Origin of the sequence: Pseudomonas entomophila (genome assembly GCF_018417595.1) — a bacterium.
GTDB classification, from domain to species: domain Bacteria; phylum Pseudomonadota; class Gammaproteobacteria; order Pseudomonadales; family Pseudomonadaceae; genus Aquipseudomonas; species Aquipseudomonas entomophila_C.
On record NZ_CP070982.1, the window covers coordinates 799571 to 820363 of the forward strand.

Consider the following 20793-nt stretch of genomic DNA (forward strand, 5'->3'; position numbering starts at 1 on the left):
ACGCGTCCCCTCTGTGCAAATGAATAACGTGTTGCTCGACAGCCTCGACAGCCTCGACAGCAAACACGAAACTGATTAAACCCTGCAGGATGCACCTGATGAATCAACAACCTCGCTCCGAACGCCGCACCCAGAATCGTGTTGTTGCCTTGTTTACAGACAAGTCACGGCCTGGTTGTCTTGATTACGACTATCTGGGTGAGTGGAGTAAGCGTGGGAAAAACCGCAACATTGAAGCCGATCTGCTGCAGGCGAACCTGAAGCACCGCGGCTACTCCGATGCTCAGATATCAGCAGCCTTGCAAAGGCTGATGGCTGCGGCCGATGCCACTGGCATCACCCTGTATCAGGCCAACTTGCGTACCTACCAGTTGCTTCGTTACGGAGTACCCGTGCAGGTGGCAGTTGGTCAGGCACATGAGACGGTGCATCTGGTTGATTGGGAGAAACCTGAACGTAATGACTTTGCAATTGCCGAGGAAGTAACCTTGCGTGGTGGCCATGAACGCCGCCCGGATTTGGTGATTTATCTGAACGGTATCGCCATCGGCGTTATTGAGCTCAAGCGTAGCTCGGTAGAGGTGGCTGATGGTATTAACCAGCTGATCACCAATCAGGAAGAAATCTTCAACAAGGGTTTTTTCAGTACCGTACAGTTGGTCTTCGCAGGCAGTGACTCCCAAGGCTTGCGTTATGGCACTGCTACAACCCGTGCCGAGTTCTTTGTCGAGTGGAAGGCGTCCTCCCTGAACGCTGGGCCTCAAGAGCAGAATACCCTGCGGGAGATGCCTGCTCGCTACCAAGTGCTACCGGCTACAGACGTGCCGCAGTCTGGCTATTTGCTGGATGACCCGCTGACGCAGATTTGCGAAAAGTCTCGTTTGCTCGATCTGATTCGCAACTTCATCATTTTCGATGCGGGCATCAAGAAAGTGCCACGCCCCCATCAATATGCCGCAGTTAAAGCCGCGCAGGAGAGGGTTCGACGTAAAGAGGGTGGGGTTATCTGGCATACCCAGGGCAGTGGCAAGAGCATTCTGATGGTACTGATCGCCAAGTGGTTGCTGGAGTATGATCCTGAGGCGCGCATCCTAGTCATCACGGATCGCGATGAGCTGGACAAGCAAATATCCGGGGTGATGCGTAATGCCGGGGTGATTGGTAACGATTCGCCCTCGCCACGAATTACCTCACGCGCTGATCTCGTCCAGAAACTCTCTGCTCCCGCCCCCCGCCTGCTTTGTGCCTTGCTGCACAAGTTCGAGCCTGATTTGAGCGTACCGCCACCGCCCATGCATGGGCGCTTCTATGTATTCGTGGATGAATGTCACCGTACCCAGGGCGGTAACATGAACAAGCAAATGAAGCAGTGGTTGGCCGATGCCCTGTTTATTGGCTTTAGTGGTACGCCGCTGCTGCGCAAGGACAAACAGACTACCAGGGATGTATTCGGTACCTACATCCACACCTACAAATTCCACGAAGCCGTGGCAGACAAAGTAGTGCTGGACCTTAAGTACGAGGCGCGCGATGTACCGCAACGGTTGACCTCGCAAAAGGCCATCGATGCCTGGTTCGAGCAGAAAACCAAAGCATTGAACAACTACCAGAAGTCGATCCTGCGCAAGCGCTGGGCAACCATGGAAGCGTTGATGAGCGCGGGTGAGCGCAAGCAGCGCATCATTGCCAGCATCATTGAGGATTTCAGTCTGAAGCCGCGGCTGAACAACAATCGGGGTACCGCCATTCTGGTGGCAGCCAGCATCTACGATGCCTGTCATTACTTCCGTTTGTGTGAGACCACCTCGTTTGGCCCTTACTGCGGGATCATCACGTCCTATGAGCCGAACCACAACGCAATTTCCCGCGAGCCGGCGCAAAGCGATGAGCGCTACAAGTTCGATACCTACACGCAGTACGTGCTGAAACCGGGCCAGACCACCACCGCTTATGAAGAAGAGACCAAGCGTCGCTTCATTGAAGAACCGGCCAACCTGAAGCTACTCATTGTGGTCAGTAAGCTGCTGACTGGCTTCGATGCACCTAGTTGCTCCTACATCTATCTAGATAATGAGCTGCGAGACCATAACCTATTCCAGGCCATTTGCCGTACCAACCGGCTCGATGGCGATGACAAGGATTTTGGCTATATCGTCGACTTCAAAGAGCTGTTCGGTGACGTGCAAGATGCCATTTCGGTATACACCTCTGACGAGTTAGATGTCGACGTAGGCAGTGGGGGCAATAACAACGTTGAGCTGAAGAACTGGTTGGTCGAAGGTAAGAAGCAACTGGATGCTGCCCGTGAGGCACTGAGTTACTTGTGCGCCCCCGTGGCACCGCCGCGCGAGATTGAGCAGTTTATCCATTACTTCTGTGGTGCAGCCGCTAACGCTAATGGGCTGGATGAGACCGAAGCACTGCGGGTGTCCTTCTATAAGGCGGTGGCTTCATTTGTGCGCGCATTTGCCGACTTGGCGCAGAACCTCACCGAAGCCGGTTACTCGGCTGCTGAAGCGGGGAGGCTGCAGACTGAGGTACAGTTCTATGCAGACGTGCGTGAGGCGATCAAGAAACATTCCGGTGAAGAGTTGGATATTAAGCCATTCGAAGCGGACATGCGGCATCTGCTCAATACTTATATTCAGGCAGACCACGCCGGCCCGATGAGCACCGTCGAAAATTTCTCGCTCGTTGAACTGATCGTTCAGACTGGCGTCCATGATGCCATCGCCAAAAAGCTCAACGCAAAAGGCCACCTCTCTAAGAGTGCAGTTGCCGAAGGTATTATCAACAACGTGCGCAAGACCATCATTCGAGAGCAATTGACAGACCCGAAGTTCTACGAGGGTATGTCGAGGTTGCTTGAGGACCTGATCAAACAGAGCCGTGAAGATGCAGCTGCTTACGAGGAGTTTTTGTGCAAGGCCGAGGCGCTGGTCAAGCAGCTAGCACAGAAAGGAACAGGAAGCTCTCCGGCTGCACTGACCGGGCATCGGGAGGCCATCGTGTTGTTCAACAATCTGGACAGTATTGCAGCGACTACCTTCCGGTGCCCTATAGATGAAGAGGCAAAGGTGAAGCTGGCTTTGGATATTGATCTAGCCATGCGCGGATCGGCCCCTTCATCCTGGCGAGGAGACCCAGCACGGGAAGCGCAGGTTCTTAATGCGCTGTTCCCTCTGATGGAGCGCGACCGTGTGGCGACTTCGGCGATATTTGAGATCATCAAGAATCAACAGGCTTATTGATGAGCGAGATTATTGAACTGGGTGATATTTTAATTTCGGTGACCAGGAAAGACATCAAAAATGTCCACCTGAGTGTGCACCCGCCCGAAGGGCGGGTAACATTAGTTCTCCCTGCGAGTACACGGCTTGAAGTCGCTCGGGCATATGCTATTTCCAGACTGGGTTGGATTCGCGAGCAGCAAAGCAAACTGGAGGCGCAGGCGCGTGAAGCGCCGCGTCAGTTTGTGGAAAGAGAAAGTCACTATATTTGGGGGCGACGTTACCTGATGGTGGTTAACCATCAAGACACCAAACCATCGGTGGTACTCGATCATAAACGCATTACACTAACTGTTCGCCCTGGCAGCGATGCACATAAGCGCGCCGATGTAATTCACGAATGGCAGAAGCGACAACTACACTCTGTGGTGCCGGTGTTGATCAAGAAGTGGGAGTACCGGCTGAAAGTGAAGGTGGCGGGTTATTACCTGCAGCGGATGAAAACCAAGTGGGGTAGCTGTAATCATCTAGCAAGGCATATTCGACTAAATACCGAGTTGGTGAAGAAGCCAAAAGATCTGCTCGAATACGTGGTTGTTCACGAGATGGTTCATCTGCTCGAGCCAACCCATAATGAACGCTTTATCTCTATCCTTGGAGAGCATTTTCCAACTTGGCGTGAGGCCCGTGCCGAGTTAAATGAATTGCCGTTGGCGGCTGAGGTTTGGAAAGAATGAGGCTGAGCTAGTTCTATTGTAATTTCGAATCTTTGGTTCGGCTAAGACTAGTCGAGTCTCTCCCTAGTCGCTTCCAGAGCAAAAGAGCTGTGAGTCGGTAGTAATATCGGGTGGAATCGGCACGACCTTTCAGGTGCTGAGTAAGAAACCAGCGTACATGCTTGAGCTTCCAAGTCCGGGGGTTGTCTCGTTGCCATCGCTGTTGGATGGCCACCTGCATGACTCGAGCTTGCCGTAGGTGGCGTTGCTGAGTAGCCTTCGAGCCAATTAGTACGCCGCTCAGGAGCAGCGCCATATCGAAGGGTTTGGTCATGTTCGACCGCCAATGTAGGTCGAGACCACATCGATCCGGTTATGTCCGAGCTCAAGGCTGATTTGCTGGCGTGCCTGTTGATCAAGGCCGCGGTCAATGCGATAGCAGTGACCACCATTGACTGGTGCAGCGTGGCCCGTGAGTTGCTCATAACGCTCGCATGCGTAGGCTGCTCTTAGATCATGGAGCCCCTTCAGCCCGTGTTCATGCAGCGTTTCACGGGTGGGGAGCACGGTCTGTTGCAGGAATACGGCGTAGCTTTCATCGCGGGCGAGCAAGTTGCGGCTTCGGGGCGGCGACGCATCACGCGCAAATTGGAGCGCAGCGTTAACTTGTTCAGTGGCGATGATCCAACGTGGTGCAGATGTCCCTGAGCGGCCGCCTTTGGTACCGTCCTGAATATTGATGCGGCCTAGGTGCACTGCTTCGCGTTGCAGGCGTGGCAGATCCGCCAGGATCGCTTCACGCAGGCGCATACCCGTTGCGCGGGCCAGCATGACAATGGCCGCGACTCGCTCGTGTTGCTGCTTAACAAGCGTATGAAGCACTCGCTGTACTTGTTGATGGTCTTGGCCATCTGGTGCCTGAGTGCGTACGTTGGAGCGGTGTCGTCCCAGCGCCTGGCTCGGGCTGATGACTCTCACGTCCTGATCACCGCGCAGCGCGGCGAGGGTTCGGTTAACGCTGCTCAGGCGGTTTTGCGCGGTGGCGATGCACAGTTCGCCTTGCTGGATCTGCTGGCGCAGGTATGCGACGTAGTCCTCCAGCGTCTGTTGATCAATCTGGCGTGCATCGTTGTAACCGGGGCCGTCCTCCGATCGACACCAGCGCACGAAGGCTTGCCAGCGATCTTTGTGTGCTTTGACGGTGGCGAAGTGGCCGCCCGCAAACAGATCTTCCAGTGCCTGCCGACCGGCGTAGCTCAGTTGGCGACCGTAGCCAAAGTTGCGACCGTCACGCTGACCGACCAACGCCATTGTCTTCACCTTGATCGTTGGTTTGTAGGTGCAGCAGCAGGGCTTTCCAGTGGGGGCCGATTCGGTCCAACTGTCCCCAGTGTGCTGGGCGGATGAGAAGGGCGTTTTTGCTGTGTTGCAGCAAAGCCCCTTCTTCTTGCAACTGCTCGATGAGCTGAGCGAGGTCGATTGACTCCGATGTTGCACTGGCGACAGCGGCGACACTGGCGACAACCCCCGCCGTATCTGGACTGGTACGTGGCGACAACGTGGTGGCGGTGGTGGCGACACACTGTAATTCGGTCGGTGAGCGATGTTGCGCCTGGTAGCGGCGCACGGCCTCATTGAGGCGGAACATGGCGCACCTCGAATATGTCCCCGGTATTGTTCAGCCAGTTATGGGCGATCAGCTGCAGCAATAAATCGAAGGTGTGCCGCGTGCTTTTTCGGGCAAAGCGAGGGCCGTTACGCGTGAGGTCGCGGAGGCGAAACGGTGGCCAGTTCTTCTTTATCAACCAGCGCAGCAGGCAATCGGCTTCTGCGCGAAGCTTGTTCAGTGGTTCCTGCTCAGTCAGTCGTTGGTTCTCGGCCAGGTAGTAGTCCATCAGCGTAGAGGCGCGCTGAATGTGCACCTTTTCCAAGACAGTCGATTCTTCAACCACCGCCATCACACCAGCCATGCGTAGAACATTCGCGGCGGCTTTGCCTGCGGCAGCTTGGACGTTGACCAGTTCGCCGAACTCCCCTGACTCGCATTCAATGGTGTCGTGAATGGCAATCCAGGCGTCACGGGCGCGGGGGCTCAACTCCAGGATTGCAGGGTTGAGGCCACCGTCTTTATGGCGTGACCAAGGCTTCTGCATCAGGGCGGCAATACGTTGTTGGTACAGCCGTACCTTTGGGTCTCGGGTCAGGTCGACCGCCTTGTACAGCCGCTGTCCAACCAGACGCTCGGGCCAGCTGATCAGACAGCGCCCAAGGATGCCCTGGTCTTTGGCATCAGCGTCTTGTAGTAAGCGGTTGGCCAGGAGGGGTTGAAGCATCAAATGCATGCTGAGACGGCGATCATACGCACGCAGACTTTCGCCGGCCATCGCGCGTGATCGGTCGATCGGGCTACCGTCCCACAGTGTCGACAGGTGAGTGATCGCCTTGATCATATTGTCCTTGCTCATGGTGCTGCCGCCCAAAAACTGCCCGCCTTCATCACTGAACAGACCCATGCTGGGCAAGCCGTGGCACAGGCTTTTGACCAGGCCCTCAATGGTCGGCTCAGCACTCAGGAGTCTCGGTTGGACGGGTTCAGGTTGGGCGTCCAGCGCTAGCTGTGCTGACTTTTTCGAGGTTGGCGATTTCGCGGTGAGGCTCATTCCAGCGCGGTGCGCCTTGAGCTGTTCGCCATAGGCGATCCACTGCTGTCTCTCCCAGTCGCGTACGGCTTGCAACGCAACATGGTCCACCGCGCTTTTGCGATCACCCGAGCAAGCTACTGTCAGCAAGTACAGCGACAATGGATAGATTCGGCCGTCGAGGTGAACATTGGCGTGCGCCTGGCTCGCCAACGCTGCCGTGGCCAGAACGGATTGCGCGGCCATGGCGCAGGGCACGCCGATCACATCGGCCATGCGCTCTACGGCCGGCCCCAATAGATCGCCTAGCGCCGCGACCGGGTAGGGTAGGGGCGTAATCTGCTGTTCCAACAAGGGGCGTGGTGGCCCTTGTACTTCGCGCAGTTGCATAGCCTTCCTCCATAAATTACCGACCTCTCCCTCACGTCATCCCGCCAAGAATGCTGAGTGTTATCAGGGATCAAGGCCCCTGCGACCTGTGAGGGTGTCCACTGACGCGGGACTGGCGGCTCCTTACTACCAGGAGCAAGGGCATCTCAGGATCTGGCCTCCTGAGCACCGATAGCGGTGGGCGGGTGGAGGCTGCATTGGCTGACGAGACCAGTGCCGCGAGATCCTGAGCCAGGTGCAAGCAGCACTGCGATGACCGGGGCATGCCTGACTGTCAGTCAGGTGCAGTCCATTCCTTGGTCTGCGGCACCATCATCTACATGGCTGTTGCTGGTGACTTCGGCGTTTGTCACGCCGATTGTCACGAGGGGAATTGCCGCAAAGCCCTGTGCGATGAGGGCTGCAGCAGTGGTAGGAGCGCCCGTCTCTTTTCTGGAAAAAGAGACGGGCGAACGGTTGGCGCAAAACGTTGGCCGAGCAGGTTCGTTGCTGCAGGGCTAAAGGGTTAGCGGGCAGCCGCACTAGGCGGATTGTTTAGAGGGCGTCCATCATTCTGGCGAATGACCGTGCGAGCCTCCGGGCGCGAATCGCACTTTGGGATGAACCACCGGGTTAGCGGCATGACCTTGAAGGCTCTGGTCATCTGGGGTGCTGCCTAAGGCAGCGTTTTGAATCTTCGTTCTATCGCTCACCGCGGCATGGGTCAATTGGTGAAGGGCACATGGAAATGCGCCAGATTTCTTCTTTGGCGTGCTTTGGAAGTCGGTGGGTGTCAGTGGCAAAGTGGCCGTTTGTCGCTTTTCTAGTGTTAGCCCGTGAGCATGGGGATGCGAAGCCTCCCTATGCTCATGGGCTTGGCCGGAAAAGCCAAAAATCGAGGCGAGTTGGCGACTGTCGCCATCCGCTCAGACGGCAAGGATGTAGATGGCACGCGGTCTGTCGCCAGTGTCGCCGTTGTCGCCGCCCTATCGGATGGGTACTACGTTCCGATCCCTGGCCACATTCATCGCGCTGGCCGAGAGATTTCCCGTCGACGCCTTCAGAATGTACTCGCTCCACCAAGCCATCATCGGCCGCCGTCGCTCGATGTAGTCGGCTCGGTTGTAGGCACTGCGCACCTCATCTTTGTCGACGTGCGCCAATGCCACTTCGATGAGCTCCGGGTCCCACCCATGTTCATTCAATATGGTGCTGGCCATCGAGCGCATGCCGTGGCTGACCAGGCGGTCCTGGAAGCCCATGCGTTTCAATGCCATGTTGGCGGTCTGGCTATTGGCATGAGTACGAGGGTTTCGGTCTGCCGGGAAGACGTATTCCCGATGACCACTGTGAGACTTCAGTATCTCCAGCAATGACATGGCTTGATCGCTCAACGGGATGCTGTGCGGGCGGCGCTTCTTCATCCGTTCCGGCGGGATGGTCCAGACACGCCTTTCAAAGTCGATGTCTGCCCAGCGAGTAGTCGCCGCCTCGGCGGGGCGAGTCATGGTGTGCAACTGCCATTCGATCAGGCAGCGGGTCGTGCGCTTGATACTGGCGTTCGCTATTTCCTGCATGAGCTCAGGAAGCTCCTCGGGCGGTAGCGCCGCCATGTTTTCTTTCTTCGGTTTCTTGAATACCGCCCGAATCCCGCTGAGCGGGTTCGCGAAAATCATTCCCGAATTGACCCCGTAGGTCATGATCTCGTTTAGGCGCTGGCTAAGCCGCTTCACCGTTTCCAAGCTGCCTTTGGCTTCGATAGGGCGAAGGATCTTTATCACCATCGGTGCGCTCACTTCCGAGATCGGAGTCGACTTCAAGCTCGGGAAAACGTGCAGCGTGAGTGAGCGCCAGATGTCTTCAGCATAGGCCGGCGTGACCGAGTCCTTTTTCAGCTCGAACCAGGCGCTAGCTACTTTCTCGAACGTATGTTCCGTCTCGGCTAGCTTGGCCTGCGCGAGATCATTGCGCTGAGCTTTGGGGTCGATCCCCTGCGCAAGAACTTCCCTAGCCTCAACCGCTTTCCGCCGAGCTTGCGCCAGAGAGACCTCGGGGTAGGAGCCGAGCGCCATGTTGATTCGATTCTTGGTGACCGGATGCCTGTAGTTGAAATTCCACTGCATCGAGCGGTTGACCCGGACGCGGAGCTGGAGGCCGTCGCCATCTGTGAGGACGTAGTCCTTGTCTTTGGGCTTGACCGCCTTGAGCTGGCGGTCGGAGAGACGAGCTGTTTGAGCGCACATGGGAGAGGCTCCATGACACCTTTTGGTATTCCCAAGATTAGCCCCAGGTAGGCTGGAATACCACGGGGAATACCGGGATGGCTGGAACTCAAAAAACCGTTGCGGCCTTCAAAAGAGCAGTAAACCCTTGATTTCACTGACTTACAGGCACAAAAAAAGACGTCCATGGACGTCTTTGTTTGATCATTTGGTGGAGCCGGGGGGATTTGAACCCCCGTCCGCCAGTACTCCGCTGTCGGTACTACATGCTTAGCCGTGTCTACTGATTTAATCCGCAGCCGCCCGACGGGCAGGGTGCTTTGGATGAGTTGGGTAAGTTTTAGTCGCTTCGCCCCCAACGTGCTGCACGACGATCCTGTTCTGTATGACAATCATTTCGGGTTTACAGGCATCCCCTGATGATTGCTGGAGCCGAAGCTACCAGGAGAGCGGGCTCAGCTGCTTACGCAGCGAGAGCGTAGCCCTCGTAGTTTTCGTCATTGGCAACTATAGAAAGTTGCAACAGTGGATTTACGAGTTCTGTTACCAACTCGGCATGCACCTAGAGTTTCGCTACCGGCGTCGAATCCTAATCGGCCCCACACTCAGCTCTAGCTGACCGTACCTTTCGGCACGTGAGGCAGAGTATACGCCTTTGCGCGGGCTGCGTCGACAGGCGGGCCGTTTCAGGTGCCGCTGCCGCCTTTCTCGGTTTTCTCCAGGCGCTCGAGCACCTTGCTGGTGATGGCGATGCATTCCTTGGTGTCGCCGGAGGCTTGGGCGGCCTTGGCTTTGTCCACGTGCTCGGTGAGGGCCTTGTCCAGGCCTTCGGAGGTGGCGCCGGCAGTGGCCATGGCGTCGTCGATTTTCTGCAGGTTCATGGAACACAGGTCGTCGGCGGCGAAGACGGGCGAGGCCAGCAGGGTCGCGGCCGCGAACAGGGCGGATAGCGCAGTGCCTTTCATGGGTGTCTCCTCGTTAGGCCTCTGGAGGGTGGGCCTGAAGGGTGGACTGTGCGGTGTTGGTAGGGGTTCCATCGGAATTGTGAAGCATGCTGGCCTGTGGGAGCGGCCTTGCCGAGGCGTCGGACCGGTCGGAAAGGGGCGCGCAGCGGCCCCGGGGTTTCAGTGTGAGCAAAGATCGCCGGGGCCGCTTTGCGGCCCATTCGCGACACAAGGCCGCTCCCACATGGGCCGCGCTATACCTGAGCCTCACTGCAAACCTGTAGGAGCCAGCCTTGCTGGCGATGCCCGGCAAGGCCGGGCCAGGGGCACTCTGTGATCTATGCCAGCATGGCCAGCTTCCACAAAGAAGACAGTTGTTCCCACAGGGGAGAGGTGGTGGCTTAGTGGGTGGATTTTTCCAGAGCTAGCTCCATGTCGTCGATCAGGGCCTTGGCCATGGCACTGAGGATGCGCGCTGAACTGCCGGCGAGCAGGTCGCCTTCCATCTCGGCTTCACAGGTCAGGTGGCGGATGCAGCCGAGCAGTACCGACAGTTCGCTGAAGGCGTCTGCGAACGGGATGTCGGGCTGCACGCTGAACATGTCCATGCAGCGGGTCTTTCCGGGGGTAACGGTCATGGCTGCGCTCCTGGCTTGTGTTCGAGCAGCGCGCAGGCGAGCTGGCCGAGGTAGTCGCTGGCAGTGAACAGGCGGTCGCGGTAGGCGCCGGGTTCGGTCTTGAAGTAGACATCGAGTACATCGGAAATGGCGGTGGCGACCTCGACGGCAGCGGCCATGGCGTCTTCGCGGGTGAGGGTGGGGGAGATGGTGAGGTAAGAGGAAATGTGGGGTGGGTCTGGGACAACCTTCTTCATGGTGAACACTCCGGCGCATTTAAGGAATGCTGCCAGCCGTGCCTTTCTCACGGGACGAAGGGTGGCAGCCTTGCACGGGGTGAGAAACCGAGGCGCAGGAGGAACTCGGCCAGACCGAAGTCTGCCCATGCACGGCTGCCATAACAGGATTGCCGAACTCCTAACACCTCGGGTTCTCACGCCCGGTCACCAAATGTGGCGACGCAGTGACGTTATCCCTGGGGTATTTCCCCGGCAACGCGGCGGCTTCCGACAGGTGCGTAGGATAGGTCCCAAGCTGGTTTGGTTTGAAGCATTTGGTTGCAGGTTCGGAAATGTCGTACGGCGTGAGGGGGCGTTTTTTTTTTTTTTTTTTTTTTTTTTTTTTTTTTTGGGGGGGGGGGGGGGGGGGGGGCGGCCGGGCCGGCCCCTACGAGGGGCAGTGCACAAGGCTTTGGTGGCGGGTTTAGACGTGAAGCCGGCACCGCGGGGGATGGCACCGGCTTTGCCGGTGTTCGCGGATAAATCCGCTCCTACAGGGACCGTGCTGGCCTTGGCATCGGCGCTGTATCTGTAGGCGCCGGCCCGGGCGGTTTCAGATCGCGCGGGCCCGTGTTACGCGGTCCACCAGGTACACGAGGCCGTGATAGTCGATGCCGCTATGGCTCGACAAGCCGATCTCGCAGGTGCGGCTGGTGGAGATCCCTTCGCTGCAATACTGCACCGCGTCCTTGAGCGTGCGCAGCGAGTGGGCGTTGAGCTCCGGGGTGGTGAAGCCTTTGTCCCCGGCGAAGCCACAGCAGTGGATGCCTTCGGGGATCACCACTTGCTTGCTGCAACGCCGCGCCAGGTCGATCAACGCCTGGCTCTCGCCCAGGTGCTGGGTGCTGCAGGTCACGTGCACCGCCACCGGCTCGTCCTGGGGGGTGAACTCCAGTTTGTCGACCAGGTGGGTGCGGATGAAGCGCACCGGGTCGTACAGGTCCAGCCGGGTTTCGCCCAGGTCTTGCACCAGGCGCAGGGTGCAGGGGCTGGTGTCGCAGTAGATCGGGTCGAGGCCGCCGCGGCTGGCGTGCAGCAGCGCGGTGATCAGCTCCTGGCGCTTGTGCTCGGCTTGCTCGGGGTAACCCTTGGAGGCGAACGGCTGGCCGCAGCACAGGTTGTCGGGGTTGTCGGGGAACACCACCTGGTAGCCGGCTTTCTCCAGCAGGGCGCGGGTCTTGTCCAGCAGCGAGCTTTGCTCGCGGTCGGTGTAGGCGGGGCCCATCACCCGTGATACGCAGGCGGCCAGGTAGACCACGCGGGGGCGGGCATCGTGGCTCGGTGCGCTGAATTCGAGGGCGCGCAGCGGCTGTGGCATGGCGGGGGTCCACTGCGGCAGGCGGCCTTTGCTGGCCTTGCTCAGGCTGGCGCTCAGGCGGCTCATGCGTGGGGCGCCGAGCAGCTTGCGCGCGCCGTTGGCGGCGGCCAGGGTGAAGCGGGCGCCGCGCAGGGTGGTGTGAAAATGCTCGGCCAGCCAGTCGGCGGCCTTGCCATGCTCGGCGGCCTGGCCGCGCAGCTTTTTCACCAGCTCGCCGGTGTTGATGCCCACCGGGCAGCGCTGGGCGCACAGGCCGGTGGCGGCGCAGGTGTCGAGGCCTTGGTACTGGTAAGTGCGCAGCAGTTCGCGGGTGTCTGCGCCGGCGCGTTTCTTCGCCTGGATGTCGCGCCACATGACGATGCGCTGGCGAGGGCTGAGGGTCAGGCCTTTCGACGGGCACACCGGCTCGCAGAAGCCGCACTCGATGCACTTGTCGACGATCTCGTCGGCGGCCGGCAGCGGCTTGAGGTTTTTCAGGTGGATGTCCGGGTCGCTGCTCAGCACCACGTCGGGGTTGAGGATGCCGTTGGGGTCGAGCAGGCGCTTGAGCTGCCACATCAGCTGGTAGGCGTCCTTGCCCCATTCCAGCTCGACGAAGGGCGCCATGTTGCGCCCGGTGCCGTGCTCGGCCTTGAGCGAGCCGCCGAACTCCACCGCCACCAGTTGCGCCACGTCATCCATGAACGCCTGGTAGCGCGCGACTTCTTCAGCGCTGTTGAAACCCTGGGTGAAGACGAAGTGCAGGTTGCCTTCCAGGGCGTGGCCGAAAATGATCGCTTCATCGTAGCGGTGTTTGTCGAACAGCTGGATCAGGCGGTTGACGCCCTCGGCCAGTTGCTCGACGGGGAAGGTCACGTCTTCGATGATCACTGTGGTGCCGGTCTGGCGCACGGCGCCGACGGCGGGGAAGGTGTCCTTGCGGATTTTCCACAGCTGGTTGTACACCGTCGGGTCTTCGCTGAAGGCGACCTTCTGCTCCAGCGGGAACTCGGCGATGGACGCCATCACCTGGCCGAGCTGTTCGTGCAGCAGGTTCTGGCTGGCGGCGCGGGATTCGATCAGCAGGGCGCAGGCGTTGGCCGAGAGGCCTTTCACCCAGGCCGGCATGCCGGGCATGTCCTGCACCGAGCGCAGGCTGCGGCGGTCGAGCAGCTCCACGGCGGACACCGGCTGCGGCTTGAGCAGGGTCACCGCCCGGCAGCAGCTTTCCACGCTGGGGAACACCAGCAGCGCGCTGGCCTTGTGCGGGTGGTCGGGCACGGTGTCGTAGGTGACGGCGCTGATGAAACCGAGGGTGCCTTCGGAACCGACCAGCAGGTGCTGCAGGATGTCGAGCGGCTGGTCGTAGTCCACCAGCGCGTTGAGCGACAGACCGGTGGTGTTCTTCAGGCGGTACTTGTGCCGGATACGGTCGGCCAGCTCAAGGTTGGCGCGGGTCTCGCGGCCAAGGCGGGCCAGTTCGTCCAGCAGGCCGGCGTGGCTGTGCTCGAACGCGGCGACACTGGCCGGGTCTTCGCTGTCCAGGCGGGTGCCGTCGGCCAGCACCAGGCGCAGGCCGGCGAGGGTGTGGTAGGTGTTCTGCGCGGTGCCGCAGCACATGCCGCTGGCGTTGTTGGCGACGATGCCGCCGATCTTGCAGGCGTTGATCGAGGCCGGGTCCGGGCCGATCTTGCGCCCGAAGGGGGCGAGCCAGGCGTTGGCCTGGGCGCCGATCACGCCGGGTTGCAGGCGGATCTGCGTGCCCTGGCCGCGAATCTCGCGGCCGTTCCAGTTATCACCCAGCACGATCAGCACCGAGTCGCTGATGGCCTGGCCCGACAGGCTGGTGCCGGCGGCGCGGAAGGTCACCGGCACGCGCTCGCGCTGGGCCAGCTGCAGCAGCGCGACCACTTCGTCTTCGGATTCCACCCGCACCACCAGCTTGGGGATCAGCCGGTAGAAGCTGGCGTCGGTGCCAAAGGCCAGGGTCGAGGTCGGGTCGTCGAAGCGGCGTTCGGCGGGGATCAGGCGCTCGGCATCACGCAGGAACGCGGCGGGCAGGCTCATGCAGTCTCCTCGCGGGGCCGCGGCGTCTTGTGCGCGGCGTGCCCCGGGCAATCAGGCGTTGGCGGGCGCGTTCAGGCGCCCAGTTCGCGGACCAGCGAGTCGCGGGTGATCTCGCTGATGGACTTGGCGCCGGTCAGCACCATGGCCACGCGCATTTCTTTCTCGAACAGCTCCAGCAGGTTCTTCACCCCGGCCTCGCCGTGGGTGGCCAGGGCATAGAGGAAGGCGCGGCCGATCAGCACGGTGTCGGCGCCCAGGGCGATCATGCGCACCACGTCGAGGCCGCTGCGGATGCCGGAGTCGGCGAGGATCTTGATGTCGCCCTTCACCGCGTCGGCGATCGCCGGCAGGGCGCGGGCGCTGGACAGCACGCCGTCGAGCTGGCGGCCGCCGTGGTTGGAGACGACGATGCCGTCGGCGCCGAACTTGACCGCGTCGCGGGCGTCGTCGGCGTCGAGGATGCCCTTGATGATCATCGGGCCGTCCCAGAATTCGCGGATCCACTCCAGGTCTTTCCAGGAGATGGACGGGTCGAAGTTGTTGCCCAGCCAGCCGATGTAGTCGGCCAGGCCCGTGGGGTTGCCACGGTACTTGGAGATATTGCCCAGGTCATGCGGGCGGCCGAGCAGGCCGACATCCAGTGCCCACTGCGGGTGGGTCATGGCCTGCCACACGCGGCGCAGCGGCGCGTTCGGGCCGCTCATGCCGGAGTGGGCGTCGCGGTAGCGGGCGCCGGGCACGGGCATGTCGACGGTGAACACCAGGGTCTTCACGCCGGCTGCTTTCGCGCGCTCCAGGGCGTTGCGCATGAAGCCGCGGTCCTTCAATACATACAGTTGGAACCACATCGGCCGGTCGATGGCCGGGGCCACTTCCTCGATCGGGCACACCGACACCGTGGACATGGTGAACGGGATGCCATGGGCCGCCGCCGCGCGCGCCGCCTGCACTTCGCCGCGGCGGGCGTACATGCCGGTGAGGCCGACCGGGGCCAGGGCCACGGGCATGCTCAGGGTTTCGTCGAACAGCCGGGTCTCGAGGCTCAGGTCCGACATGTTCTTCAGCACGCGCTGACGCAGGGCGATGCTGGCCAGGTCGGAAACGTTGTGGCGCAGGGTGTGCTCGGCGTAGGCGCCGCCGTCGGCGTAGTGGAACAGGAAGGGGGGCAGCTTGCGTTGGGCCGCGGCGCGATAGTCGGTGGAGGCGGAAATGATCATGGATTCTCGCAGCGTGGGTTGAAGGTGATGCCGGGCGCTCGCTGGCGCCCGGGCCCTTTCACTTTAGTGATGAACCAGCATGCCGGTCAGCCAGTAGGCCTGGATCAGGGTGATCAGGCCGACGATGGTGGCGAAGAACAGGCTGTGCTTGACGGTGAAGCGGAACAGGTCGGACTCCTTGCCCACCAGGCCGGTGGCGGCGCAGGCCACGGCGATCGACTGTGGCGAGATCATCTTGCCGGTCACGCCGCCGCTGGTGTTGGCCGCCACCAGCAGGGTGTCGTTGACCCCGATCTGGTGCGCGGTGGTGGCCTGCAGCGAGCTGAACAGGGCGTTGGACGAGGTGTCGGAACCGGTCAGGAACACGCCCAGCCAACCGAGGAACGGCGAGAAGAACGGGAACGCGGCGCCCGTGCCGGCCAGTACCAGGGCCATGGTCGAGGACATGCCCGAGTAGTTGGTGACGAAGGCGAAGGCCAGCACCATGCCGATCGACAGGATCGGCCAGCGCAGTTCCCAGAAGGTCTCTTTGAAAGTGGTCAGACCAGTTTTTAGGTTGATCTTCAGCACCCACATCGAGATCAGTGCGGAGAGGAAGATCGCGGTGCCGGTGGCGGAGATCGGGTCGAGCTTGAACACTGCCGGCATGGCGGTTGGTGCGGTGACGATCGGCGCGGTCTTGATCACCAGTTGGTCGAGATGCGGGATGGCGAAGTTGAACACGAAGTTGTACATCGCGCCGCCCGGGGCGAAGGCTGCCTTGAACGGCTTCAGGGTCCAGATCGTGACCAGCACGGTCAGGATCAGGAACGGCGACCAGGCCTTGAAGATCTCGCCCAGGCTGTACGGCGAAGGCTGGCTGCCACCGCTGCTGACCACGGCGGCGCCGACGCTGCCCTTGGCTTCGGCGAACGAGCGCTTGGGCTGCCAGACTTTCAGGAACAGGGTCAGGGCGATCAGGCTGGCCAGGGCCGAGGTGATGTCCGGCAGCTCCGGGCCGATGAAGTTGGAGGTGAAGTACTGGGTGACGGCGAAGCTTGCGCCGGCGACCAGGGCGGCGGGCCAGGTCTCTTTCACGCCGCGCAGGCCGTCCATCATGAACACCAGCCAGAACGGCACGAACAGCGACAGCAGCGGCAGCTGGCGGCCGGTCATGGCGCCGATGTGGAAGGCGTCGATGCCGGTCACTTGCCCGGCGACGATGATCGGGATGCCCAGGGCGCCGAAGGCCACCGGCGCGGTGTTGGCGATCAGGCACAGGCCGGCGGCGTACAGCGGGTTGAAGCCCAGGCCCACCAGCAGCGCGGCGGTGATGGCCACCGGCGCGCCGAAGCCGGCCGCACCCTCGAGGAAGGCACCGAAGCAGAAGCCGATCAGCAGCACTTGCAGGCGCTGGTCGTCGGTGATCGACAGCACCGAGCTGCGGATCACTTCGAACTGGCCGCTCTTGACCGTGAGTTTGTAGAGGAACACCGCGGCGACGATGATCCAGGCAATCGGCCACAGGCCGTAGAGGAAGCCATAACCTGCGGCGGCCAGGGCCATGTCGACCGGCATCTGGAAGGCGAAGATCGCCACCAGGATCGACAGCGCGAGGGTGATGCTGCCGGCGACGTGGCCTTTGAGGCGGAACACGGCGAGGGCGAGGAAGAAGAACACGATGGGGATGACCGCCGCCAGCGCGGACAGGCCAAGGCTACCAAGCGGGGTATAGAGTTGTTGCCAGGTTTGCATATGGGGTGGCCCCTAATTGTTGTTGGTCAAGGCACTGGCATTGGATAATTGGTAAGACCAATTTACAATGGCTGGGCGCTAGGTTAAGAGCCCGGTCATGGCTGTGTCAATTTGTCCTACACAAAACTTTGGTCGAGCGCCGATGAGCGGCCGTTTGGATGAGTGAGGTCGCGGTGGTGACGCATTCGGGTTTTTCTGCGGCTGTTTTGGGAGCGGCCTTGTGCTGCGAACGGGCCGCCAGGCGGCCCCAGCGTGGCGGAACATCTGTCGCCCCGCTGCGGATAAGCGCAGAATAAGCGCCCCCGAAATCGGTGCCGGGGCATGTGGAGAGCAAGCAATGGTTTTTGATCAGGTCCGCCAACGGCGCCTGTCCGACGACATCGTCGATCGGTTGGAAGGGATGATTCTCGAAGGCACGCTCACGTCGGGGCAGCGCCTGCCCGCCGAGCGCGTGCTGGCCGAGCAGTTCGGCGTGTCCCGCCCGTCGCTGCGCGAGGCGATCCAAAAGCTGGTGGCCAAGGGGTTGCTGGTCAGCCGCCAGGGTGGCGGCAACTACGTGGCCGAAGCTTTGGGTTCCACCTTCAGCGACCCGTTGCTGCAGCTGCTGGAGCGTAACCCGGAGGCCCAGCGCGACCTGCTGGAGTTCCGCCACACCCTGGAGGCGTCATGCGCCTACTATGCGGCCCAGCGCGCCACCGAGCCTGATCGCGAGCGGTTGAAGGTTGCGTTCGACGCGCTGCAGGACTGCTACCACCGTGTCGGCGAAGTGGACCGGGCGGAGGAGGGCGCGGCCGATGCGCGCTTCCACCTGGCCATTGCCGAGGCCAGCCACAATGCCGTGCTGCTGCACACCATCCGCGGGTTGTTCGACCTGCTCAAGCGCAACGTGGTGACCAACATCGGCGGCATGTATCAACAGCGCAGCGAGACGCGCGATATGCTGATCAGCCAGCATCGCGAGTTGTACCAGGCGATTGTCGAAGGGCGCGCGGAGGATGCGCGGGAGGTTTCCAGCCGGCACATCCTGTATGTGCAGGAGGTGCTGGAAGAGGCGCAGCAGCAAGCGCAGCGGGTGGCGCGGGCGGAGCGGCGCAGCGGGCGTTAAGCGTCGTGGCTTATCGCGGATGAATCCGCTCCTACAGAGGGTGTGAAACCTGTAGGAGCGGATTCATCCGCGATGCAGGCGCCACAATGCGAAGGGCTGCTTACTCTTCCTTGCCCTTGTTGCGCATGGTGCGCTGCAGCTCGCGGTTGGAGTCGCGCTCGCGCACGGTGTCGCGCTTGTCGAACTCCTTCTTGCCCTTGCCCAGCGCGATCTCGCACTTGATCAGGTGCTTGCTCCAGTACAGCGACATCGCCACGCAGGTGTAGCCCTTCTGCGCCACGGCCGCTTCCAGGCGCTCCAGCTCGCGCTTGTTCAGCAGCAGCTTGCGGGTGCGGATGGGGTCGGCGATGACGTGGGTGCTGGCGGTGGTCAGCGGGGTGATGTGGCTGCCGAACAGCCAGGCTTCGCCGTCCTTGAGCAGCACGTAGCTGTCGGTCAGGTGCGCCTTGCCGGCCCGCAGGCTCTTTACTTCCCAACCGGACAGGACCAGCCCGGCCTCGAACTTGTGTTCGATGAAGTAATCGTGTCGCGCCTTTTTGTTCTGCGCGATGGTCCCGGTCGGATGTTTCTTTTGCTTAGCCATAGGGGCGGCATTATAGGGAGAGTCCGCGTCCTCGGCTACGGGGTTTAGGTGCGCTTGAGCCAGTTGTGTGAATCCCGGACAATACACGCCTCGTTCTGCCGCGCAGAACCGTATTCGAGGCGCTGCAATGCGCCGCCGCCCAGATTGGAAGTGACGCCTGGATGACTACCCATATTCAACGCTCCGCCCTGCTGCCATACCCTGCCCAGGCGCTCTACGACCTGGTCAACGATGTGGCCAGCTACCCGGAGTTCCTGCCCTGGTGCTCGGCCACGACGGTGATTGAGGCCAGCGACACGCACATGCGCGCCAGGCTCGAAGTGGCCAAGGGTGGGATGAGCCAGCAATTTGTCACTAGCAATGTGCTGGTGCCGGGGCAGTCGATCGAGATGAACCTCGAAGAAGGACCGTTCAGCCAGCTGCACGGGCTGTGGGTGTTCAAGCCGCTGGGTGAGAAGGCCTGCAAGATCAGCCTCGACCTGTCGTTCGATTATGCCGGGGCGTTGGTGCGCGCCACCCTGGGGCCGCTGTTCAACCAGGCGGCCAATACCATGGTCGATGCTTTCTGCCAGCGTGCCAAGCAGCTCCATGGCTGAAGCCTGGGGGTATGCGCCGCGTCCGAGCGTCTGGCCCCCTTCAAGCAGGTAATAAAAAGCCCGGATCCAGTCCGGGCTTTTTTTACGCCGCGATTACTGCGGAGAGGTTTCCAGCGGCGCTGGCGTCGGGACCGGGGTGGTCTCGATGGTGTCGATCTCTTTCTGCAGGGTGTCTTCCAGCGAACCAGGCTTGGCCGGTTTTTCCTGCGGCTGGCTTGGTTGTTTGTTTGGGCTTACCGTGGTGTCGCCGCTGCCGCCGAGGATCTCCTGGTCGCGGCTCACGCCCGGCATGAAGTCGCCGGACAGGCTGACCAGTTGGTCGCTTTCGTTGAAGAAGATGCTCATGCGCTCTTGCTGACGCTGGCCGCCACCGGGCTGCAGGCTATAGAGATAGTCCCAGCGGTTGGTGTGGAAAGTGTCCTGGATCAGCGGGTTGCCCATGATAAACCTTACTTGCCGACGGGTCATTCCGGGACGCAATTGGTCTATCATGTCCTGCGTGACGACATTGCCCTGCTGGATGTCGATTTTGTAAACCCCGGGAAACGAGCAACCGGCGAGTGCGAGCAGTCCCACGAGAGTGAAACTGGTTAGCAAGAGCTTGGTGTTGTTTTGCATCGGTGGGCGACTTCCACTATCTTGGCTGGACAACGTAAACCCCGATCATACCCGTATTAAGAGAAGCTGCGAAGCAGCATCGGCGAGAAAGCTGACCATGGTTGAAAATAGCGAATTGCGCAAAGCGGGCCTCAAGGTAACCCTGCCTCGAGTCAAGATCCTTCAGATGCTCGACTCCACCGAGCAGCGTCACATGAGTGCCGAGGATGTCTACAAGGCGCTGATGGAGGCTGGCGAGGATGTCGGTCTGGCGACCGTGTATCGCGTACTGACCCAGTTCGAAGCGGCGGGTCTGGTGGTTCGCCACAACTTCGACGGCGGCCACGCGGTGTTCGAGCTGGCCGACGGCGGCCACCACGACCACATGGTCAACGTAGAGACCAGTGAGGTCATCGAATTCATGGATGCTGAAATCGAACGCCGTCAGAAAGAGATCGTGGCCGAGCACGGCTACGAGCTGGTGGACCACAATCTGGTCCTCTATGTGCGTAAGAAGAAGTAACGATTTCGATCGTTATCGACAGCAAAGGCGACCCTAGGGTCGCCTTTGTGCTTTTCGGG

Annotated in this window: 18 protein-coding genes and 1 other RNA gene; 5 read left to right on the forward strand and 14 right to left on the reverse strand. The window is 60.8% G+C overall.

Going from position 1 to position 20793, the window contains the following annotated elements; translation table 11 throughout:
- Positions 1 to 98: 98 nt before the first annotated feature.
- Both JYG34_RS03515 and JYG34_RS03520 read left to right on the forward strand, forming a co-directional pair.
- The gene (locus tag JYG34_RS03515) at positions 99 to 3251 is read left to right on the forward strand and encodes a type I restriction endonuclease subunit R (protein WP_213659504.1); all 3153 of its coding nucleotides are present in this window, start codon (positions 99 to 101) and stop codon (positions 3249 to 3251) included.
- Positions 3251 to 3967, forward strand: coding sequence for a M48 family metallopeptidase (locus tag JYG34_RS03520; protein WP_213659505.1), 717 nt, complete (start codon positions 3251 to 3253; stop codon positions 3965 to 3967). Before JYG34_RS03515 ends, JYG34_RS03520 begins: the two co-directional genes overlap by 1 nt.
- A gap of 13 nt (positions 3968 to 3980) precedes the next feature.
- Here JYG34_RS03520 and JYG34_RS26255 read toward each other — a convergent pair whose 3' ends face one another.
- The 12 genes from JYG34_RS26255 to JYG34_RS03575 all read right to left on the reverse strand — a co-directional run bounded on the left by JYG34_RS26255 (position 3981) and on the right by JYG34_RS03575 (position 17330).
- Positions 3981 to 4280 (reverse strand): hypothetical protein, encoded by a 300-nt coding sequence (locus tag JYG34_RS26255; RefSeq protein ID WP_249746214.1) that lies wholly within the window; start codon positions 4278 to 4280, stop codon positions 3981 to 3983.
- Entirely contained in the window at positions 4277 to 5257 is a 981-nt protein-coding gene (locus tag JYG34_RS03525) for an integrase domain-containing protein (RefSeq protein WP_213659506.1), read from the reverse strand. Before JYG34_RS03525 ends, JYG34_RS26255 begins: the two co-directional genes overlap by 4 nt.
- Positions 5235 to 5594, reverse strand: coding sequence for a hypothetical protein (locus tag JYG34_RS03530; RefSeq protein ID WP_213659507.1), 360 nt, complete (start codon positions 5592 to 5594; stop codon positions 5235 to 5237). Before JYG34_RS03530 ends, JYG34_RS03525 begins: the two co-directional genes overlap by 23 nt.
- Positions 5578 to 6975 carry a YfjI family protein gene (locus JYG34_RS03535; RefSeq protein ID WP_213659508.1) on the reverse strand — a complete coding sequence of 466 codons (1398 nt, stop codon included), beginning with the start codon at positions 6973 to 6975 and terminating at the stop codon, positions 5578 to 5580. Before JYG34_RS03535 ends, JYG34_RS03530 begins: the two co-directional genes overlap by 17 nt.
- A 965-nt stretch (positions 6976 to 7940) precedes the next feature.
- Complete coding sequence (locus JYG34_RS03540; protein ID WP_213659509.1) at positions 7941 to 9197, reverse strand: integrase domain-containing protein; 1257 nt, start codon at positions 9195 to 9197, stop codon at positions 7941 to 7943.
- 188 nt (positions 9198 to 9385) lie between these two features.
- Positions 9386 to 9777, reverse strand: a transfer-messenger RNA (tmRNA) gene (ssrA, locus tag JYG34_RS03545).
- Between the two features lie 85 nt (positions 9778 to 9862).
- On the reverse strand, positions 9863 to 10141 hold the full coding sequence (locus JYG34_RS03550; RefSeq protein ID WP_213659510.1) for a hypothetical protein: 279 nt from the start codon (positions 10139 to 10141) through the stop codon (positions 9863 to 9865).
- Positions 10142 to 10521: 380 nt separating this feature from the next.
- On the reverse strand, positions 10522 to 10758 hold the full coding sequence (locus JYG34_RS03555; protein WP_249746215.1) for a DUF3077 domain-containing protein: 237 nt from the start codon (positions 10756 to 10758) through the stop codon (positions 10522 to 10524).
- Complete coding sequence (locus tag JYG34_RS03560; RefSeq protein WP_213659511.1) at positions 10755 to 10994, reverse strand: hypothetical protein; 240 nt, start codon at positions 10992 to 10994, stop codon at positions 10755 to 10757. The genes JYG34_RS03555 and JYG34_RS03560 overlap by 4 nt, the downstream gene beginning before the upstream one ends.
- Before the next feature lie 574 nt (positions 10995 to 11568).
- Positions 11569 to 14379, reverse strand: coding sequence for an FAD-binding and (Fe-S)-binding domain-containing protein (locus JYG34_RS03565; RefSeq protein ID WP_213659512.1), 2811 nt, complete (start codon positions 14377 to 14379; stop codon positions 11569 to 11571).
- 71 nt (positions 14380 to 14450) lie between these two features.
- Positions 14451 to 15596, reverse strand: a complete 1146-nt coding sequence (gene lldD / locus JYG34_RS03570) for an FMN-dependent L-lactate dehydrogenase LldD (RefSeq protein ID WP_213659513.1) — start codon at positions 15594 to 15596, stop codon at positions 14451 to 14453.
- 63 nt (positions 15597 to 15659) lie between these two features.
- Positions 15660 to 17330, reverse strand: a complete 1671-nt coding sequence (locus tag JYG34_RS03575) for a lactate permease LctP family transporter (protein ID WP_213659514.1) — start codon at positions 17328 to 17330, stop codon at positions 15660 to 15662.
- A 337-nt stretch (positions 17331 to 17667) separates the two neighbouring features.
- On the opposite strand from JYG34_RS03575, the gene JYG34_RS03580 reads away from it, so the two are divergent.
- Positions 17668 to 18435: an FCD domain-containing protein gene (locus tag JYG34_RS03580; RefSeq protein ID WP_213659515.1), complete on the forward strand. Its 768-nt coding sequence runs from the start codon at positions 17668 to 17670 to the stop codon at positions 18433 to 18435.
- 100 nt (positions 18436 to 18535) lie between these two features.
- On the opposite strand, the gene smpB is transcribed toward JYG34_RS03580, so the two are convergent.
- Positions 18536 to 19018: an SsrA-binding protein SmpB gene (gene smpB, locus JYG34_RS03585; protein WP_011532120.1), complete on the reverse strand. Its 483-nt coding sequence runs from the start codon at positions 19016 to 19018 to the stop codon at positions 18536 to 18538.
- A 161-nt stretch (positions 19019 to 19179) separates the two neighbouring features.
- Here smpB and JYG34_RS03590 point away from each other — a divergent pair, with 161 nt between their 5' ends.
- A complete protein-coding gene (locus tag JYG34_RS03590; protein WP_213659516.1) occupies positions 19180 to 19614 on the forward strand; it encodes a type II toxin-antitoxin system RatA family toxin in 435 nt (144 codons plus the stop codon).
- 93 nt (positions 19615 to 19707) lie between these two features.
- On the opposite strand, the gene bamE is transcribed toward JYG34_RS03590, so the two are convergent.
- Positions 19708 to 20232, reverse strand: coding sequence for an outer membrane protein assembly factor BamE (gene bamE / locus JYG34_RS03595; RefSeq protein ID WP_213659517.1), 525 nt, complete (start codon positions 20230 to 20232; stop codon positions 19708 to 19710).
- Between the two features lie 97 nt (positions 20233 to 20329).
- On the opposite strand from bamE, the gene fur reads away from it, so the two are divergent.
- Complete coding sequence (gene fur / locus JYG34_RS03600; RefSeq protein WP_008096237.1) at positions 20330 to 20734, forward strand: ferric iron uptake transcriptional regulator; 405 nt, start codon at positions 20330 to 20332, stop codon at positions 20732 to 20734.
- Positions 20735 to 20793 lie beyond the last annotated feature (59 nt).

Bases quoted from the DNA above. Each gene is read 5' to 3' on its own strand.
- JYG34_RS03590 (WP_213659516.1), top strand. From the start codon at position 19,180: ATGACTACCCATATTCAACGCTCCGCCCTGCTGCCATACCCTGCCCAG.
- JYG34_RS03530 (WP_213659507.1), bottom strand. From the start codon at position 5,594: ATGTTCCGCCTCAATGAGGCCGTGCGCCGCTACCAGGCGCAACATCGC.
- JYG34_RS03560 (WP_213659511.1), bottom strand. From the start codon at position 10,994: ATGAAGAAGGTTGTCCCAGACCCACCCCACATTTCCTCTTACCTCACC.
- fur (WP_008096237.1), top strand. From the start codon at position 20,330: ATGGTTGAAAATAGCGAATTGCGCAAAGCGGGCCTCAAGGTAACCCTG.
- lldD (WP_213659513.1), bottom strand. From the start codon at position 15,596: ATGATCATTTCCGCCTCCACCGACTATCGCGCCGCGGCCCAACGCAAG.
- JYG34_RS03565 (WP_213659512.1), bottom strand. From the start codon at position 14,379: ATGAGCCTGCCCGCCGCGTTCCTGCGTGATGCCGAGCGCCTGATCCCC.
- JYG34_RS26255 (WP_249746214.1), bottom strand. From the start codon at position 4,280: ATGACCAAACCCTTCGATATGGCGCTGCTCCTGAGCGGCGTACTAATT.
- JYG34_RS03550 (WP_213659510.1), bottom strand. From the start codon at position 10,141: ATGAAAGGCACTGCGCTATCCGCCCTGTTCGCGGCCGCGACCCTGCTG.
- JYG34_RS03575 (WP_213659514.1), bottom strand. From the start codon at position 17,330: ATGCAAACCTGGCAACAACTCTATACCCCGCTTGGTAGCCTTGGCCTG.
- JYG34_RS03535 (WP_213659508.1), bottom strand. From the start codon at position 6,975: ATGCAACTGCGCGAAGTACAAGGGCCACCACGCCCCTTGTTGGAACAG.
- JYG34_RS03540 (WP_213659509.1), bottom strand. From the start codon at position 9,197: ATGTGCGCTCAAACAGCTCGTCTCTCCGACCGCCAGCTCAAGGCGGTC.
- JYG34_RS03520 (WP_213659505.1), top strand. From the start codon at position 3,251: ATGAGCGAGATTATTGAACTGGGTGATATTTTAATTTCGGTGACCAGG.
- JYG34_RS03525 (WP_213659506.1), bottom strand. From the start codon at position 5,257: ATGGCGTTGGTCGGTCAGCGTGACGGTCGCAACTTTGGCTACGGTCGC.
- JYG34_RS03580 (WP_213659515.1), top strand. From the start codon at position 17,668: ATGGTTTTTGATCAGGTCCGCCAACGGCGCCTGTCCGACGACATCGTC.
- bamE (WP_213659517.1), bottom strand. From the start codon at position 20,232: ATGCAAAACAACACCAAGCTCTTGCTAACCAGTTTCACTCTCGTGGGA.
- JYG34_RS03515 (WP_213659504.1), top strand. From the start codon at position 99: ATGAATCAACAACCTCGCTCCGAACGCCGCACCCAGAATCGTGTTGTT.
- smpB (WP_011532120.1), bottom strand. From the start codon at position 19,018: ATGGCTAAGCAAAAGAAACATCCGACCGGGACCATCGCGCAGAACAAA.
- JYG34_RS03555 (WP_249746215.1), bottom strand. From the start codon at position 10,758: ATGACCGTTACCCCCGGAAAGACCCGCTGCATGGACATGTTCAGCGTG.